Source organism: Paenibacillus sp. J31P13 (assembly GCF_056269295.1).
In genome coordinates this window covers 98723-117290 of record NZ_JBWDNR010000003.1, presented here as the reverse complement: position 1 = coordinate 117290, position 18568 = coordinate 98723, and the positions used below count along the sequence as shown (strand labels likewise).

The following is an 18568-nucleotide window of genomic DNA, read 5'->3' as shown; positions in this document are numbered from 1 at the left end:
GCTTAATCTAAGCTTCAAATTTGAGCAGTTCCCTATTACACCGAACCGGGTAATGTAATGACGACCTTCGTACCTTCCCCTTGTACGCTAAACATTTTAACGCCATAGGCATCTCCGTATTTAAGCCATATCCTGTTATTCACATTTTGAATGCCAATATGATCGTTTGACGTAATGATGTTATTATTCATTTTTTCATTGAGTTGATGCAGGTAATCACTTGCTATACCAATACCATTATCCGTTACGGTAATCTCCAAACAATCCTCGCTGAGTTTCTCCACACTTATACGAAGAAGACCAAGCCCGCCTTTTGCTTCAAGTCCATGTTCTAGAGCATTCTCCACAATCGGTTGAATAATCATTTTCGGGACGGAAATGGTATACAGTTCCTCTGGGCATAGCTGTTCAAATTCGATTTTACCCGGAAACCTGCCTTGATGGATTTTGACACAGGCTCTAGCAATTTTAAGTTCTTCCTCCAAGCTTACTTCGTCGCTGCCTTTAATACTATAACGAAGCATCGTGCTAAGTGCGTTCGTCATTTCGTATATATCCCTGTTGCCCTTCACCAAAGCAATTCCTTTTATGGAATCGAGCGTATTACTAAGAAAGTGTGGATTAATCTGACTTTGCAAATAGGCATACTCCGCACGCTGCTTCTCCAAGTCGACTTGATACAGCTTCGATGTTGCGTCGATCAATTGGTTCGTTAAATCATTAATCCGCATCAGCATCGTATTAAATTCATTAGAAATGACCTCAATCTCGGCATAACCTTCAAGGCTAACCTTAGAGTGCAGAACCTCCAAATTTCCACCCTTTAGACTCTTCATAAATCGAATTAGCTTCGTTAGCGGTTTTAATAGATTCATCATCAGTACGCCGTAGGGAATAAAGACGAGAATAAGAGTAATTAACATGAGAAAATAGCTCGTTTTCTTCAACTTCTCCAGCTCTTTCATCAGGTTGCTAATCGGTACTGCCATTATAATTTTCCCTGATATTTCCGGCAAATCAAAGGATTGCAACGCATAGCGCTTATTATCAATCGTCTCAAAGACAGCCTTCTCGCTATAGCTGTCCGCATGAGTGGACTGGACATGTTTAAGCATTTGTCCCTTCCCGTTATTATTCGTATATACAACCTCATGATTATCCATAATAAAGAAGCTCGTTCCAGCAAGCCTTGGATATTTCTCAAGCTCTGTATTAATCGATTTTACATCCATGATAATCGTTATGAAGCCTATTTTCTCTCCATAGAGCGGCGTATCGCCAGAAGCAAAAATATTCATCCCGAATAAAAACACGTCACTCTTGAGAAATGGACCGGCTTGCCGAAAGCCTTCATAATGAACGACCCCATCATCACTGGAGGATTCCATGCTCTCATAAGCATATTTAATTTTTCCATCTAAAGAAGCATGAATATTAGGTCCACCCAAAATGACGATATCGAGAATATCCTTATTCATGCTTTTCACGACACCCATAAGACTTTCTACCTTTTTTGAAAAATCATAGATTTTGAGCTTATCGCTCTCTAGTAGAAATTTTTGCACCGTTGTATCGTAACCGAGATTAATCATCAAGTTAGAAGTGTTGGTGTAGTTTGCGGATACTCTTTGCTTAAGGAGCGAAACTAGCTCTGTATTATACTGTGTATTTTGCGTAATAATTATCGTACTAGCCTGTTGATAGACCTTGACGATTACGAAGGGAATAATACCAAAAATAATAGCACCAATGATTAAAACCTGCACACGAATCGATAGCTTCTTAAAAGGCTTCATTTGCTCTCCCTATACTGCGTCGGCGTCATTTTAACCATTCGTTTAAAAATTCGGGTAAAGTAGAAATAGTCTTGGAATCCACATTTTTCACCTACCAAATAAATAGAGAGCTTCGTTTCCGTCAAAAGCTTGCAGGCGCTTTCAATTCGTAGACGTGATAAATATTCGACGATTGTTTCCCCTACTTCTTTCTTGAAAAGCTGGCATAAATAATTGGGACTCAGAAAAAACTTATCTGCCAAACCTTGAATGGAAATCTCCTGATTGAAATTGTTTTGGATATAGAGAACGATCTCCTTCAATTTCTTATGAGATATCCCTGATAAATGGGGTTCGATTTCCTCAGAAAAGGATTCCAGTGTCAGCTCGATTAAATGATCAATCATAGCGTTAACGTGGCCGTAATGAGAATTAAGCTGCTCATATCCCTCAAAAAAACGACTATTTGTTTTTGACCGCTCAAGCGTAAATAGATAAAGCACTGATGTATATATCAAATAAGCATCCTTCATTGAAAAGGTTTCATCTTGAAATAGGGATCTTGTCGATTCTAAGATTGCAACGAATTGAGCTCGATTTTTATGATGCAGTGCATTAGAAATTTCCTTCAATTTCTCATCAATAGGAGAGCTGCCTGAAAGAGAAGCGTGGTACACACCCGGTTTCCCGGTGGTAAATAGGCCATATGCAGCTTGGGATGCTGCCTCAAGTGAAGCCTCTAAATGGGATAAATCTGTTATCGGAAAGCCGATACCTGTACTCATTTCATTATTTTTATTATCCCGCTTCAAGCCTCGCAGAAAATGGTCCTTCGAATGTGAGAGGACGAGGTAGCCATTTCGGCGACGACTCATAGGAAAACTCAAATGCTTCAGGTCTTGTCCAACAGGGTACAGCTCTTTTCCTTGCACAACTATAGGTGTGATCGTCGTTCCTTCATTTATGAGCATGTCGTTTTGTCCCAAGAGTCGATTCAAATAATCAACATCACCAGAACAGATTGCCTCGTAAAGCTCGAACGAATAGGATTCGACGGCTGTTTTCTTTTTAGATTCCAAAAAGGCAGAGAGACGCTTTAGCATCCCATGAATTTCATCAATTTCAAACGGCTTTAAACAATAACCAAACGTCCCGTAGTTTAATGCTTTCTGTGCATAAGCAAATTCCGCATGACCGCTAAGTACGACGAACAAGGTATCAGGTGAAACGGCTTTTCCCCTCTGGATAAGCTCTAGACCATTAAGGATCGGCATCTTAATATCTGTAAAGACGATATCTGGATGAAGCTGCTCAATAAGCTGAAGCGCATCTTGACCGTTTTCGGCGTCTCCAATCACTTCGAACCCGTACTCCTGCCAATCTACACCCACCTTGATTCCCTCAACAATCCATTTCTCATCATCAACCACAATTGTTTTGTACATGCCGTTCCCCTCCCTCCGTTTAAAATCGTTTTACTCTCTATTTCTAATCGTACCGAGCCAGAACCGTAATGAGTATGGACGATTCTATGATCAATATGTCTAAAATTAGGACACTCATATATTGTAAGCATTTTCATAAGGAAATCCACATTGTAGAAATAGATCCTCTATACTCGTGATTCATCTTGCTCTTTATAATTTACCATATCGACATATTAGGTCCTACATTTTTTAAACCTATATTATAAAGAGAGGCGGCGAATCCGATTGGCCAATATACTTGCTAACCCATCTCCCAAGAAGAGATTATGGAAAACACTGTTGGAGTATAAATACTTTTACCTCATGGTTCTTCCCATCGTAGTCTGGTATGTGCTTTTCAGCTATGGACCTATGTATGGAACCATACTGGCCTTCAAAACATTTGACTATAGCGGAGGTATCCTAGGCAGTCCTTGGGTAGGGCTGGACAATTTTAAAATATTATTCACCGATCTGGAGTTCCGAAGCGCGTTTTACAATACCATTATAATTAGTTTGGTAAAGCTAGTTATTCATTTTCCAATGCCAATTATTCTAGCAATCGTTTTATATGAATTTTCACGAAATAAAGCGAGACGTTTCTTCCAAACCATTCTAACCTTCCCTCATTTCATTTCATGGGTCGTGCTCGCAGGCATTATTACCAACATCTTAAGCAGGGACGGCGTATTTAATCAAATTATCGCTCTATTTGGCGGTAACCCCGTATCTCCTCTGCAAGAAGAAAGCTTATTCCGACCTGTATTATACATTAGCCACATTTGGAGAGAAGTAGGTTGGGATTCTATTATTTATCTTGCTGCGCTAGCGGGAATTAATCCAGAAGTATCCGAAGCAGCTGAAATAGATGGCGCAAACCGATTTCAAAAGCTCCTTAATGTTGCTTGGCCAGGCATTAAGAGTACGGTAGCAATTCTATTAATACTGCATGTAGGTCAACTGCTTAGCGCTGGCGCAAGCTTTGAACAAATCTTTAATTTATACAGCTCACCCGTATACTCTGTTGCAGACACCATTGATACCTATATCTATCGAACCTCCTTTTTAGTTGGCGGAGACTTTGGATATACGACAGCGGTTGGCATAGTCAAATCGGTCATTAGCTTGGTACTGCTTACCCTTGCCAATACAATTGTGAAAAAATCAGGAGAGCAAGGATTATACTAACGACTGCAAAGGAGAAACAGATATGGAAGCTGTACGAATAAAAAAGCGAAAAAAATGGAGCGCGTTTGACATTAGTGCCTTTGTCATCTTAGCAATCATATCCATCATAACCTTCTTTCCTTTTTATAATGTGTTACTCATCTCATTTGCTAGATTTGATGTAATCAGTGAGAGCAACTTTTACATCCTGCCTCTTTCTTTCGATTTATCAGCTTATAAACTCATTTTATACGATATGAAGTTTTGGACTTCCTTTACAAACTCTATAATCGTAACCGTCGTTGGCGTCATATTCAGCATGGTCATTTCTGTTGCAGGAGCTTATGCTCTCTCCAAAAAGGGGATGCCTGGAAGAAACCTCATGTTGACACTCATTCTGTTCACTATGTTTTTTAACGGTGGATTGATCCCGTTCTATTTAATTGTAAAGGATCTTCATCTCGTCAATAACCTTCTCGTCATGATTATACCGGCAGGAATTAATACCTTTTATCTGATTATTATGAAAAACTATTTCCATACTGTTCCGGAAAGTCTTGAAGAATCGGCGAAGCTCGATGGTGCAAACGACCTCTATATTTTATGGAAAATTATTTTGCCGATCTCTGCTCCTTTCATTGCGACATTCGGTCTCTTCTATGCAGTCGAAAGATGGAATGAATGGTGGTATGCACTCATCTTTATCAGCGATTCCTCCAAGGCTCCCTTGCAAATTTACTTGCGGGAAACCTTAATTACATCAAACTCGTTATTGGGCTTGATGGCTCAAACGATGGCTGAACAAGAAAAGACGGCAAAGGTATATACGCCTGCCCTACAAATGGCCGCAATCGTCATTACCTGTATCCCGATCATCTCTATTTATCCATTCCTGCAAAAGCACTTTAACAAAGGTATTCTTGTAGGCTCCATTAAAGGATAAGAAATTTTTTATATAAAATTTTTATTCCTAACGCATTTATTTTAAGATATAAAATGGGAGGGTTTAAAGAAGATGCTGAAAAAATTAACGACCATCGCAGTAAGCTTGACCTTGTTTGCAAGCTTATTAGTTGCATGCAGTGGAAACACTGGGAGCAGTAACCAAGCAACACCGGAACCGCTGAAAGACCAAGGTTCAACACAAACGGATTCCGACAATCCATACAAGGATCCAATGGAAATATCCGTTGCCTTTTGGGATGCTGATGCTGAAATAGCCAATATTGCAAAAGATCCTATTGTTCAAGATCTATTGAAGAAATTTAATATTACATTTAAGCCGGTTAACACGACATGGGATGACTATGGACAGAAGATTCAAACGTGGGCTGCATCCGATCAGCTTCCTGACATCTTTGCCATTGATGCAGTTGGAACCCAATATCAAAGAAAATGGATTAAACAAGGTGTTGTAAGCGCATTACCCGATCTAAGCAAATATCCGAACCTTGCTTCCTATTTTGATGCTCCAGATATTAAAGGATTGGCGGTAGACGGCAAACAGTATACCGTTCCAAGAAGACAGTTCCCTACCGTGGATTGGAGTGCATTAGACAGAGTTGTCCTTTACAGATGGGATCTCGCTCAAGAAGCAGGAATCACGAAAGAGCCTGAAACGTGGGATGAGTTCGAAGCTATGCTAGAAGCTATTGCTAAGAAAAACCCTTCTATTACCGGTTTAACGACAAGCCAAGTTAAAATGCTTGGCGGACTGTTCTGGCTGTACGGCAACCCGCTTGCGACTAGCGATGGAAGTGGCGGCGATTTCAAATGGATTAAAGAAGACGGTAAATTCGTTCCTGCAGCTTTCTCCAAGAAAGCACTGCCTGCTCTTCAAAATATGAGAGAGATGTTTGATAAAAAACTCATTGATCCCGACATTGCGCTTACAAAGCCTGATGTAGCTTACGATAAATTTGCTTCTGGTAAAGCAGCTGCATTACTTGCAGGCGGCGGTTTTATAAATTACAATCAACAAATTTACGAAAAAAGATGGAAGACTGCTAACCCAGATAAAGATATTACAGAAAGCATTAAAGTTTTGAAGCCACTGAGTGGACCAGACGGCGAGCGTTCTCACGCTATCTTTAAAACGTATTGGTCAGAAAGCTATTTCAGCGGCAAAATTGATCCTAAGAAATTAGACAGAATTATGGCTCTATATGATTATGTCCTTTCCCCTGAAGGTAAAGACCTATTGATCTATGGCATTAAAGATGTAGATTATAAGGTTGAAGGCGATAAAAAGATCATGATCGAAAAAGGCTCACTCAACGAGAAGTACCCTGCAAGATCGTTTATTAGGAACCTTGTCGCTTATGAAACATCTGATAATTACGACATGAATAACCCTACGATTTCTAACGAGAGTATTAGGCAGGAAGCTGTTGATTATGTAGATTGGTTATTGCAGAATACAAAAGTACCTGATTATGATATCCGTCTGACATACATGTCTACTCCAACAAAAGACAAATTCAGCGTTCTGGATCATGATGATCTTCTTAAAGTCATGCTTTCCAAAGATCCAGTTGAAAAGGTCTGGGGAGATATCGTGAAGGGCTATCAATCTAAAGGTCTCGACAAGATGATTGAAGAAGTGAATGCTACAGCAAAAGAGCAAGGAATTGAGTAATTAAAAACGATTATTAAACAGCTTCCAGACCGTATTTGCTATCCGTCTGGAAGTTGTTTTTTAATAAAGATGCAATTAAGAAAGGGATGATTAGCTGATGAAATCAAGTAAATGGTTATTCGTATTGGCTTTCTTATTTTCTTGTGTCGTTTTTACTCATACCGCTCACGCTAATAGTCAAACGTATTATGTCGATGCGACATCCGGCAATGATTCCAATGACGGACTTGCCCCTCAGACCGCTTGGAAATCATTAACGAAAGTGAACGCTGTTATTTTTGAGCCCGGCGATCATATTTTGCTGAAAGCAGGAGAACGTTGGATAGGCTCGCTCAAACCAAAGGGGTCTGGGTCATTCGGCAACCCTATCGTATTGGATAAGTACGGTGCAGGCTCTAAGCCGCTCATTGAGGGTCAAGGCGCAAGGAATGTAATTGAGCTCTATAATCAAGAACATTGGAGTATCGGCAACCTTGAAATTACAAATAAAACGGCAGTACAAGGCACACAGGTTAGAAGCGGCATTGAAGTGATAGGTGAAGATTATCTAGCAGGTTCAACAACTGATATTAACAACGTATCCATCCTTCACAATATTCATCTCCATGATTTATACATTCACGATATTAATGGACTTCATAACAAGTCCACTAACGGCAGTGCGGGAATCAATGTCGTTGTAAAGGTAAAAAAGGATGGCTCACCTAATCGAGCTACTAAATTCGATCAGGTCCTTATTGAAAACAACAAAATCGAAAATGTTAGACGAACAGGCATTATGGTTAATTCAGAGTGGTACAATCGCCCTCAACAAGGAGGGGTAGTGAATCTCAATCTCCCTTGGACACCTGCAACCAATGTGGTCATTCGCGGCAATGAGGTTCTTCATGTGAGCGGTGACGGTATCGTACCCCATGTGACAACAGGCGCGCTTGTAGAACATAACCGAGTACATGGATATAATGAGGCTGCAATGGATTATAACGCTGGCATGTGGACGTATAATGGCGACTATACGTTATATCAATACAATGAAGTTTCAGGCGGCAAGACCACTTTAGACGGAATGGCCTTCGATTTTGACAACGGAACAAAAGGGATTATTTTTCAATACAATTACAGTCATGATAATGAAGGTGGAACCGTTCTGGTTTGTCAGAATGAAACCAATGGCTCTGTAACGGACGGGATTTTCCGATATAACATTAGTCAAAACGATCAATATCAAATGATTACGGTTTGCAGCGGCAGCAATTACAGCAATATGCAGTTTTATAATAATGTGTTCTATGTCGGTCCTGGAATTAACAATAAGATGCTCGTGAACCAAGGCGGCAATGGACAGGCTAGCTTTACGAATAATATTTTCTATCATCTTGGAACAGGCGCTTATACAAAAAAAGCGAGCTGGACCTATGACAGCAATATATTTTACGGCAATAACATACCCACTACGACTATTATTCCGGATAATCACATGAATACAACGAATCCTATGTTTGTTAATCCAGGCAATGCAACGGGTATTAATAATCTAGCTGGATATCAATTGCAGAATAGTTCTCCAGCGCTAAACAGCGGTGCTATTATTGCAAACAATGGCGGGATTGATTTCTGGGGGAATCCGCTCTATTATCAAGCACCGGATAGAGGAGCCTATGAGCACCAGTCCAGCTCAAGCAATCCAACCAATGTTGCACTAGGGAAAACATTTACCTCCGGCAGCTTTATTAATAACGCAGCACGCTTGACTGACGGGCTAGCAAGCAACAAGGAGCAATACGCCGGTTTAGATCAGGGATTACAATGGATAAACGTTGATCTAGGCGCAAGCTATAGCGTAAGCCGTATTAAAATGTGGCGGTATTTCGATGGACGACTGTACAAGGATGTTATCGTGCAGCTTTCGAATACTGCAGATTTCTCAAGCGGCGTGACTACCGTATTCAATAATGACGCTAACAATAGCGCAGGACAGGGAACGGGTGCAGACGCTGAATATGCTGAAATCTCAGCTGGCAAGGAAATTTCATTTACACCTGTTCAAGCGCGATACGTACGTTTTTGGTCTAATGGCAGCAGCGTAAATGTATGGAATCACTACGTAGAAGCAGAGGTATACGGCATAAGCTTGCCATAAATGGCACTTATCTGTATAGGCATCTGCCATTCATTAATTCATAAAAAGGATGGTCCAGCACATGAGAATTTTATACCTTGATTTAGACTCCCTCCGTCCCGATCATTTAGGATGTTACGGTTATCATCGGAATACATCTCCGAATATTGACCAGATTGCTAAAGACGGCTTAACCTTCACCAATTATTATTGCTCTGATGCGCCTTGCCTGCCCTCACGGTCCGCTCTTATGTCAGGGCGATTCGGTATTCATAACGGCATTGTCGGACATGGAGGTACGGCTGCAGATATGCGGCGAGAAGGAAAAAATCGTGGTTTTAATGACCGATTAGTATATGAAAGCCTTCCCGGCATGCTGCGTCAAGCTGCTATGAAGACAGCTTCAATTAGTACTTTTTCGGAGAGACATTCGGCATGGACCTTTAATGCAGGCTTCAACGAGGTGTTTAATATTGGCGCCAAAGGGGGAGAGTCTGCGGAGCAGGTTCTGCCCGTAGCTTTAAAGTGGTTAGAGGATAATGCTGGGAATGACAATTGGTTTTTACATTTGAATTTCTGGGATCCCCATACCCCCTACAGAATACCAGACCAATACGGAAACCCGTTCCAGTGCGAGCCTATGCCTGAATGGTTGAATGAAGAGGTATTTGCGCTTCATAAGCAGAAAAAAGGGCAGCATAGTATCGATCATATGAATGCTCTTGCTAAATCTCATTATTTTAGACATGCAAGACATGGCAAACCGATTGAGCAATTCAATGATCTTAGAGAAATCATAGACAATTATGATAGCGCCATTCGTTATATGGATGAGCATGTCGGTCAAGTTATACGCACCTTGGAGAGCTTAGGGGTATTGGAAGATACGGCAATTATGATTAGCGCGGATCATGGCGAGAGCATGGGTGAGCTTGGTATTTACTCTGAGCACGGAACAGCTGATCAAGCTACATGCCGTATTCCGATGATTATTCGCTGGCCTGAGGGAGTAAAGGGTGCCGTCGATGACGGCTTGCATTATCATCTTGATTTGGCGCCTACACTGGCAAATCTTCTTGGCGTTAAAGATGCTCCTTCATGGGATGGCAAGAGCTATGCGGATAGTATTCGAAATGGCTCCAATACGGGCAGAGAGTTCCTCGTTCTCTCTCAATGTGCACATGTTTGCCAGAGAAGCGTGCGATTCCAAGACTGGCTATATATTCGTACTTACCATGATGGTCACCACGGTTTCCCTCGGGAAATGCTGTTCGATTTAAAAAATGATCCTTATGAGCAGCATGATCTAGCAAGGGAGAGACGTGATATTTGTAAAGAAGCCGTGTATTTGCTTAACGAGTGGCATGATGAAATGATGCTGACGATGGATGCGGATACAGATCCTCTATGGACGGTTATGCGTGAAGGCGGCCCTCTTCATGCGAGAGAATTTTTGGAATAACAGCTGTTAGGTCTGCCCTAGCAGACATGTCCGTATGAGTAAAAGCCGACTCCGTAGGAGTCGGCTTTTTCTATTGATGTGCATTGCAGCAGTACTGCAACATTAATCCGTTCATGAAGTATATCAAGGTATTTTCTCTTATTGACTCAGCATGGGAAACAACTGCTTCAGCTCCGAATCGCTCGGCCTTCTGCCATAATCCGCAATCTCGAATGGCTCTGCATACTTTGTCATTACTGACTTCCCTTCTTCGTATAGTCGATCCAGCGCTGGAAGCATCTCCGATGATACCTCAATAAAGCTGCTCCAATATTGCAAAATATAGTCCTTCCTTGCCTCCCATGTCTGTGGAACCTGATCTAGCAGATTACGCTGCCAAGGCGCAAACTCATAGAATTGGGAAGCATGTGCATCACAACCAAGCAGCTTTTTCTCCATAACTGAACCGATATCGATGACCAGATCGGGGGAGTAAGCACTCCGTTTTCCGTAGTCCGGCATAAGCAGGAAAAGAGGGGATTGCTCTAAATATGGCGCATCTGGCACAGAATTCGGTACTTTCGCTATAAAATCAGCAGCATCTCTCACAATTCTTCCGGCATTGCGATTATCTACATGCCCTGCACCGTCAGGATGGAAGGTAATGACGATATCAGCCTTCCAATTGCGAATTTGGCGGATAACCTCTTCTCTCACTTCAAAGGTATTTGTCAGGCGGCCGTCTGATATATTCAATATGCTATAGTCAAGAACACCTAATCGTCTAGCAGCCTCATAAGCCTCCTGCGTTCTTCTGTCCACGAGCTCTTGCCCGCTAATCGAGTAGTGTCCGCAATCTCCATTGGTCAAAGAAACGAATTTCACTCGATGTCCCATTTCTGCGAATAAAGCAGAGGTTCCTCCAGCATAAATTTCCGCTTCATCCGGATGTGCAGCAATGACAATTATATTTTTTTGTTTTTGTGTAGACATCTTTTCTCTCTCCTCCTGTATGGTAACCCAAAACCATTATCCCTTCACTGCACCTGCAGTCAGCCCTTTAATAACCGTTTCTTGTGAGAACATATACAAAACAAGCAGTGGTACAATTGAAATCGTGATGGCTGCCATCATAGCTCCATAATCTGTACCATACGCATTCGACACGAGCGACAAGAGGACAGATATAGGCTGCATCTCTCTTATTGGTAAGTAGACGAGTGGTAACAAAAGCTCGTTGTATGACCAAAGAAAGACCATAATAGACACCGTCGCAAAAATAGGGAAGCAAAGCGGCAGCGTTATTTTATAATATATTTTCCAGATTGTTGCCCCATCCATGACCGCCGCTTCCTCTAGCTCTCCAGGCAAAGAAGCCATGAAGCCCGTTATCATCAGAATAGCAAAGCTCAAATTGCCTGCTACTTGCGGGAGAATAACGGATAAATAGGTTCCATTCAAACCCAGCTTCTCGATGATAACGAAATTCGGAATAATAACGGCGAACTGCGGCAGCAGCATACAAATAACAAATATAGACGTGAAATATCCTTTAAATGAAAACTGAAATCTCGCTAGTACAAAAGAAGCCAACCCGCCAAAAAGGGAAACACCCAGTACAACGGATCCCGAAATAATCATACTATTTATAAAGCCTTTAACGACATTTATGTTGCCGTATTCATTCAGCTTCAGAAAGTTAAAAAAAGAATAGCTTTGTGGAAGCGCGAATGATTGCGTTAAAATTTCTTCGGACGTTTTGAAGCTATTGAGCAGCACCCATAATAGCGGGACGATTGTTGTGCATGCCCATAAAATCAGGAGTGCATATACGCCGAACTTGACCGCACCCGGCTTTACTAGTCTGTTAACCATCTAAAATATCACCTTCTCAATTGGGCTGTTTATTGTCTATCATCAGTAGCTGACAGCCTCTTTTTTAACTAATTTATTTAACACAACTGTTATGACGATACCGAGTATCATCATCGCAATGACGATTGTGCTGGCGTAGCCTGCATTTTGCCCATTGAATGCCTTCGTGTACATGTAAGTACTAAGCAGCTCACTGGAATTCAATGGACCACCCTTGGTCACGATATATACGACATCAAATACCTTCAATGCTCCAGCTGTGGCGAGCGTAAGACAAGAAGCAATAACATCTCGCAATAACGGAAGGGTAATATAGATGGATTTTCTAATTCCTGTAATACCGTCCAGCATAGCTGATTCATAAATATCCTCTGGAATCTTCGACATCCCAGTTAGGAATATAACAAAATAAAATCCAACATACTGCCATAGAATCGGTATGAGCACCAAATAAATAGCGCTATTCTCCGTCAGCCATATTTGCTCAGACAGACCGAGTCCTCTCATAATCGCATTCATGAGTCCATAGTCGTAGTTGTAAATGAGCGAGAACATGAGACCAATAGCCGTACCTGAGATAACAATCGGAAAGAAAAAGACCGTTCTAAAAAACTTAAATCCTCGTTTGATGCTATCGGTTAGCAGCGCAAGGACCAAACCTCCCCCTGCCTGCAGGAATACGGCACCGATCACCAATATAAACGTGTTTTTCAGCGCTATCCAAACAACGGGGTCATGAATGAGCTGGTTGTAATTGCCGAAGCCTATGAACTTCTTCGTGTTTGAGAAGTTATACCATTCGGTAAAGCTATAATAAACGGATTGTATGAGTGGATATAAAAGAAAGGTGAATAATAACAGCATCGTTGGCGCCAGGAAAAGCACAATGTATCTCTTGTCCCTGAATATCACAACTGAACGCCTCCTCTTCATGAGCAATAGCTTGGATTACATTCTGTCATTTGCCCGGGACCCGGCAATCCGATATCCCGGGGCTCGTTGAAAGAACTACTTGTTTCTGTTGTTTAATTTTGTGGCTTCATCTAGAATTTCCTCGGCTGTTTTTCTTCCTGCTGACACATAAGCAATACCTTTTAAGAACTCGGTATACGATTCCCTAGATACGTAAGAATCGATTGGCATAACGAAATCCTTTGCCTCACTCACCATCTTGTTACCATCAATCAGAAGCTGCGCGGTGCTGCTGGATTGTTGTGTATCAACTGCATAAGTTCCGCCTATTGCTGCAAATTTGCCAGCCGTTTCAGGAGATGTCATGAATTTCACAAAAGCTAGAGCTGCATCATATTTGGCTTGATCGGTATTTTTCTTCATATACCAACCAGAACCAAATCCAGATACAATCATATTCTCGCCCTTACCACCCGGTACGAGCGGGAATGGTGTAATTTGAAAAGCAGGATTTGTACTCAGACCAGCCGCTGTCCATGAACCGTTAAACATCATTCCCGCTTTTCCGCTTGCGAATAAAGATTGTGCTTTTTCATCATCCAGCGTAAGTGCATCTTTAGGGAACGCCTTCTTATCATTCAACTCTTTGAAGATCGTAAGAGCTGGCGCCCATGATGGATCATAAGCCTTTTGTTGTCCCTCTGGCCCAACCTGTGAAAGAACCAATGCTTCTTGCAGATAAGGAGTTGTGAGCGATGTAGCAAATGGTACAATATTATTAGCTGCAAACGTATCAATCGCTTTTATAAAAGCATCATAGGTTGTTGGAGCTTCGAGCTGATACTGGTCGAATAGCTCTTTATTCCAGAACAATCCTTCATAGAAACCGATATATGGAAGAGAATAGAGTTTGCCTTCATACTTCACCTTCTCCGTGATTCCGCTATTGAATTGTTTCGCCCATTCTGGATCTTTAGCAAATTCATCTTCCCAGGAAACGATTTCTTTCGATTCGGTTAGAATAGCGGTCTCGCTGCCATTGAAATAAAACATCACATCGGCTAGATTGCCAGTTGCTGCATCCGCTTTCACTTTCGTACGCAATGCCTCTTGATTGACCGGCGTTGACTCATCCGTAATTTTGATGCCCTTGTTTTCCTCTTGGAACTGTTTAATCGCTTCCGTCCAAGCTGGAACCCATGGATCAGATCCAGCGAATGATGTCGCTACCCGAAGCGTTATCTCTTTTGTTTTACTCTCGGATGCTCCATTCTCTTCTTGTTTGGTTCCCCCGCATGCTGCCATCAGTGCTGCAAATACTACGAAGATAAGTACTAATGCTGTTGCCTTGCTTGCCACCTTTTTCTTCATTACTCAACTCTCCTTTTAAAATGAATTCATATATTGAAACTTGAACGCGTGCATTTAAAACGTCCAAGGAACAATCTTATTTTATTACTTAATTAACTTAATTAATTAATTAAAGGGATGAGAGGCTTTAAGCCTCCTGCTCCTCCAGCAGCTCGCTGAACATCGTTTCTAATCCAATTGCAATCCCGCCAATCAAAACAGCTTTTGTCTTGAGCGCGGTATCCACGATAGCCGTATTTCCTAGCCCTAATCGCTTAACTTCATCCCGTATTGTATCGGTGTAAGCCGAACCGAGGGTGACGAACCCGCCTCCCAATATAACGGTATCCAAATCAAGTAAAAATAGCATGTTTGCTATAAAGGCAGCCATAATCTTTGCACAGCGCTTCACATGCTTAACGCTAAGGGCATCACCTTCTATAGTCGCCTTTATAATGTCATTAAAATCGACTTTAACAATGTCACCATTCACAGCTTTAAGCAGACTGCTCTCGCTCCCAGCCTCCAGCTCGGCTCTAACCGATCTGACTAAAGCTTCTATTGTTACAAAATCCCGCAACCGAGAGCTTCCAAATAACCCATCCGGTCGTTCCGTATTCTCTTCCTCTGCGTTCACGATGTAACTCTCTATTTCACCTGCAAGATGAAATTTCCCTGGATACAACGATCCTCCAAGCACGATACCAAGACCTACACCCACGTCAGCGCTTACAAACACAGCATTTTCATGCCCCTGTGCAGCTCCAAATTTCATCTCACCTAGAACAGCAGAATTGATATCCTTTTGCACAAGTACTCGAACACCGAATTTATTTTGAAGCGGTTCTCTGAAATTCACAGTACCGAGTCTCTCCAGATACGATCCGCACTTTACGATACCTAAATCATTATCCACTTGACCCGGTATAGAGATAGATATAGCAAGCAATTGATTGACTAATACACCGCTCTTAACAAGAAGTTCATCAATCTTGCTTATTATTAGCTCCATTAATTGGTTGATATCATATTGTTCAATATCGAATTTCACTTCTTGAATAATGATTGGATTTAGATTTGAAATGCCCACCGTAATACAAGGATTGCTTAGATCAACGGAGATGATATAGCCAAAATGGTCATTCAACCGCAAACGGCTTGCTTTTCTTCCCACGCCTGAGGAGCCATCCTCTGTTTCCCTTAGAATGCCTAACTTGACCAATTGATCTGCGTTCGTGCATACGCTAGGTACACTCAGCTTCAACAGCTTCGAAAGCTCACTTCTTGTAGCGCTTTCATCTCTTCTAATCGCATCTATGATTAAATTTTGATTCATGATTCTTACATGTTTCTGCTTTGCTGATACTTTGGACAAACGACAACCTCTCTTCTTAAATCAATTAAATAATAAACTTAATTAAATAATATGATTTGCCATTATGATTGTCAATAACTATTATCTACATATTCACAACCACGATGGCGAGCAAGCCAATGCCTATTCCAATGACGCCGCCACGAGACATTCTCTCTTTAAACAAAACAGCGGAGAGGATCGTTAAAAGCACAATCATACTGCCATTGACGAGCGGAAACAAATGAAGACCTGACATTCGTCCTGACAAATACGTTATTATCGCATTTCCAATACCGGTTGATCCTGCTATGGCTACAATGTACAGTGTCAAAATACGAAGCTGTCGCACCGCAGGAATTGGCTTGCTTTGTCTTTGGAATCCCCCAGTGAAAAGAATACCGCTAAGCGAAAATAAGAACGACGAGCCAAATCCTACACTCATAAAGGGAATCAGCTCATGCCCCTCAAGTAACGTCTGCTGCCACTTCATGATGATTGGCAAGGTACCATTTAAAATAAAGGCAAGAAGACAATAAACTAACCATTTCATTCCTGCTGTTCCTTGCCCTTTGCTTCCATACACATTGATGAAATAGAAGGATATGATAAAAAGAGAAATACCCATAAATTTCATGACGGTCATCGGGTCATTCCAAAGTATAACACTTGCAACAACAGGCAGAAGCAGGCTTGCTGAGAAATAAAAAGCAGAGTACGATAACGGTCCCGTATTCATAGCGCGGGAATAGAACAAAACGGTAAGTACGAAAACAAGCCCATAAAACACGCCAAGCACAAGCGTAGCGGTATGGATGCCAGTTGAATCTGACATGAGCCATGATACAAAAAAGCCAATAGCCATTATTGCCGTATAAGCCGAACTCCGTTTAAAAAAGGAGGATAATCCCTCATTTTTATTCGTGCCTCTCATTTGTTTCAAAGCTAGCGTCTGAATAATAAACATCAGAACAGCGCAAAAGGCCAACAATATATTCAATAGAGCCCATCCTTTTCTATCTACAATGACTAAAACAAACAATTCCAATTCGAATAAGCTTCTAAGAACGGAAAGAGATCTGCCCCTCCCGCTCTATATGCTTCATTACTGCCGGAATCAAAAAGCCAAAACTATTGCGTGAAAAAATTAGGCAAATATTTTTTATTGGCTTCCAGCATTTCTTCCAGCAGTTTCTTGGCAACCTCAATACTATGAACAAGCGGATGGTGAACTAAGGCTTGCAAGGCAATTCCTCTATCTCCTGTTACTGCTGCTTCAATCGTCAGTTCTTCATACGTTTTAACAGCATGGAGCAGACCCTTCACTTGCGATGGAATAATCTGCGGCGGCAATGGAATGGGACCTTGAGCCGTAACGACACAGTTCACCTCTATGCTTGCATCCTCTGGAAGGAAGTCGAAAATACCGCCATTTCGAACATTTAATGCTTGAATATCCCGTTTGTCCGTATACAGAGAATGAATCAAATTAACCGCTGCTTCGGAATAGTACGCCCCACCGCGCTGCTCCAGCTGCTTAGGTTTCTCTGTCAGATTTACGTCTTTGTACAACTTAAACAATTCTTCCTCGACACGGCTAACTACATCTGCGCGTGTACCGTTTTTCTCCATAGAATCCTTCATTTCTGCCAGCATCTTATCTTCCATGTAGAAGTAACGAAGGTAATAGGTTGGAATGGCGCCCAATGAGGTCAGAAAATCTGCATCCCAATCGAATGCCGTTACATTAGTCGCTGAATAATCTTTACCCTCATTAATCATTTTTTGCAGCTTATCGTCGCCATTCACATAAGCAGCGGTAACCCAGTGCAAGTGATTAATCCCTACGAATTCCGGCAGAACCTCGCGTTCGCTAACACCATACTGTTTAGCGACATACTTTTGGAAGTTAATCGGTGAATTGCACAGGCCTACGGTTTTGACTTTACTGTATTTCTGAACTGCTTCTGTTACGATTCCGGCTGGATTCGTGAAATTGAGCATCCATGCGTTAGGCGCAAGCTCTTCAATATCTTTGCAGATGTCCAGAATGACCGGGATGGTACGCAAAGCCTTCATCATACCGCCTGGGCCTGTCGTTTCCTGACCAATTACGCCGTGAGAAATTGGAATATGTTCATCTCGGCGTCTTGCTTCAAGCAAGCCGACACGTATCTGCGTCGTAATAAAGTCCGCACCCGCAATAGCATCACGTCGGTTGAGGGTCAGATGAACATCGATAGCCAAACCTGATTTTTTGACCATTCTTTTGGCCAATTCACCAACAATCTCCAGCTTATGGCGGCCTTCTTCAATATCAACTAGCCACAGCTCCCGAATGGGCATTTCATCATACTTATTAATAAAACCCTCAACAATCTCAGGAGTGTATGAGGAACCGCCTCCAATAACCGCTATTTTCAATCCTTTTTTCTGCTCCGTCATGGTTTGGACCTCCTTAATTTTTGAAT

The 18568-nt window shown here is 41.8% G+C and carries 14 protein-coding genes; 5 read left to right on the top strand and 9 right to left on the bottom strand.

What is annotated here, in order from left to right; translation table 11 throughout:
* Positions 1–35 precede the first annotated feature (35 nt).
* Positions 36–1796, bottom strand: coding sequence for a sensor histidine kinase (locus AC0YOD_RS11535; RefSeq protein ID WP_475799446.1), 1761 nt, complete (start codon positions 1794–1796; stop codon positions 36–38).
* Complete coding sequence (locus AC0YOD_RS11530) at positions 1793–3220, bottom strand: response regulator transcription factor (RefSeq protein ID WP_475799445.1); 1428 nt, start codon at positions 3218–3220, stop codon at positions 1793–1795. The genes AC0YOD_RS11535 and AC0YOD_RS11530 overlap by 4 nt, the downstream gene beginning before the upstream one ends.
* Positions 3221–3487: 267 nt before the next feature.
* Here AC0YOD_RS11530 and AC0YOD_RS11525 point away from each other — a divergent pair, with 267 nt between their 5' ends.
* From AC0YOD_RS11525 to AC0YOD_RS11505, 5 genes are all read left to right on the top strand, one after another.
* Positions 3488–4429: an ABC transporter permease gene (locus AC0YOD_RS11525; RefSeq protein ID WP_475799444.1), complete on the top strand. Its 942-nt coding sequence runs from the start codon at positions 3488–3490 to the stop codon at positions 4427–4429.
* Positions 4430–4451: 22 nt separating this feature from the next.
* Positions 4452–5351, top strand: a complete 900-nt coding sequence (locus tag AC0YOD_RS11520) for a carbohydrate ABC transporter permease (protein WP_475799443.1) — start codon at positions 4452–4454, stop codon at positions 5349–5351.
* A gap of 72 nt (positions 5352–5423) precedes the next feature.
* Complete coding sequence (locus AC0YOD_RS11515) at positions 5424–7046, top strand: extracellular solute-binding protein (protein WP_475799442.1); 1623 nt, start codon at positions 5424–5426, stop codon at positions 7044–7046.
* 97 nt (positions 7047–7143) lie between these two features.
* A complete protein-coding gene (locus AC0YOD_RS11510; protein ID WP_475799441.1) occupies positions 7144–9186 on the top strand; it encodes a galactose-binding domain-containing protein in 2043 nt (680 codons plus the stop codon).
* Between the two features lie 61 nt (positions 9187–9247).
* Complete coding sequence (locus AC0YOD_RS11505; RefSeq protein WP_475799440.1) at positions 9248–10627, top strand: sulfatase family protein; 1380 nt, start codon at positions 9248–9250, stop codon at positions 10625–10627.
* A 138-nt stretch (positions 10628–10765) separates the two neighbouring features.
* On the opposite strand, the gene AC0YOD_RS11500 is transcribed toward AC0YOD_RS11505, so the two are convergent.
* From AC0YOD_RS11500 to AC0YOD_RS11470, 7 genes are all read right to left on the bottom strand, one after another.
* Positions 10766–11599, bottom strand: coding sequence for a PIG-L deacetylase family protein (locus AC0YOD_RS11500; protein ID WP_475799439.1), 834 nt, complete (start codon positions 11597–11599; stop codon positions 10766–10768).
* 36 nt (positions 11600–11635) lie between these two features.
* Positions 11636–12481, bottom strand: a complete 846-nt coding sequence (locus tag AC0YOD_RS11495) for a carbohydrate ABC transporter permease (RefSeq protein ID WP_475799438.1) — start codon at positions 12479–12481, stop codon at positions 11636–11638.
* A gap of 42 nt (positions 12482–12523) precedes the next feature.
* Entirely contained in the window at positions 12524–13393 is an 870-nt protein-coding gene (locus tag AC0YOD_RS11490; protein WP_475799437.1) for a carbohydrate ABC transporter permease, read from the bottom strand.
* A gap of 96 nt (positions 13394–13489) precedes the next feature.
* Positions 13490–14764: an ABC transporter substrate-binding protein gene (locus tag AC0YOD_RS11485; protein WP_475799436.1), complete on the bottom strand. Its 1275-nt coding sequence runs from the start codon at positions 14762–14764 to the stop codon at positions 13490–13492.
* 127 nt (positions 14765–14891) lie between these two features.
* A complete protein-coding gene (locus tag AC0YOD_RS11480; protein WP_475799435.1) occupies positions 14892–16079 on the bottom strand; it encodes an ROK family protein in 1188 nt (395 codons plus the stop codon).
* A 124-nt stretch (positions 16080–16203) separates the two neighbouring features.
* Positions 16204–17097 (bottom strand): hypothetical protein, encoded by an 894-nt coding sequence (locus AC0YOD_RS11475; protein ID WP_475799434.1) that lies wholly within the window; start codon positions 17095–17097, stop codon positions 16204–16206.
* A 131-nt stretch (positions 17098–17228) separates the two neighbouring features.
* Entirely contained in the window at positions 17229–18542 is a 1314-nt protein-coding gene (locus tag AC0YOD_RS11470) for a 6-phospho-beta-glucosidase (RefSeq protein WP_475799433.1), read from the bottom strand.
* Positions 18543–18568 lie beyond the last annotated feature (26 nt).

Bases quoted from the DNA above. Each gene is read 5' to 3' on its own strand.
- AC0YOD_RS11495 (WP_475799438.1), bottom strand. From the start codon at position 12,481: ATGGTTAACAGACTAGTAAAGCCGGGTGCGGTCAAGTTCGGCGTATAT.
- AC0YOD_RS11520 (WP_475799443.1), top strand. From the start codon at position 4,452: ATGGAAGCTGTACGAATAAAAAAGCGAAAAAAATGGAGCGCGTTTGAC.
- AC0YOD_RS11485 (WP_475799436.1), bottom strand. From the start codon at position 14,764: ATGAAGAAAAAGGTGGCAAGCAAGGCAACAGCATTAGTACTTATCTTC.
- AC0YOD_RS11530 (WP_475799445.1), bottom strand. From the start codon at position 3,220: ATGTACAAAACAATTGTGGTTGATGATGAGAAATGGATTGTTGAGGGA.
- AC0YOD_RS11500 (WP_475799439.1), bottom strand. From the start codon at position 11,599: ATGTCTACACAAAAACAAAAAAATATAATTGTCATTGCTGCACATCCG.
- AC0YOD_RS11470 (WP_475799433.1), bottom strand. From the start codon at position 18,542: ATGACGGAGCAGAAAAAAGGATTGAAAATAGCGGTTATTGGAGGCGGT.
- AC0YOD_RS11480 (WP_475799435.1), bottom strand. From the start codon at position 16,079: ATGAATCAAAATTTAATCATAGATGCGATTAGAAGAGATGAAAGCGCT.
- AC0YOD_RS11535 (WP_475799446.1), bottom strand. From the start codon at position 1,796: ATGAAGCCTTTTAAGAAGCTATCGATTCGTGTGCAGGTTTTAATCATT.
- AC0YOD_RS11505 (WP_475799440.1), top strand. From the start codon at position 9,248: ATGAGAATTTTATACCTTGATTTAGACTCCCTCCGTCCCGATCATTTA.
- AC0YOD_RS11515 (WP_475799442.1), top strand. From the start codon at position 5,424: ATGCTGAAAAAATTAACGACCATCGCAGTAAGCTTGACCTTGTTTGCA.
- AC0YOD_RS11510 (WP_475799441.1), top strand. From the start codon at position 7,144: ATGAAATCAAGTAAATGGTTATTCGTATTGGCTTTCTTATTTTCTTGT.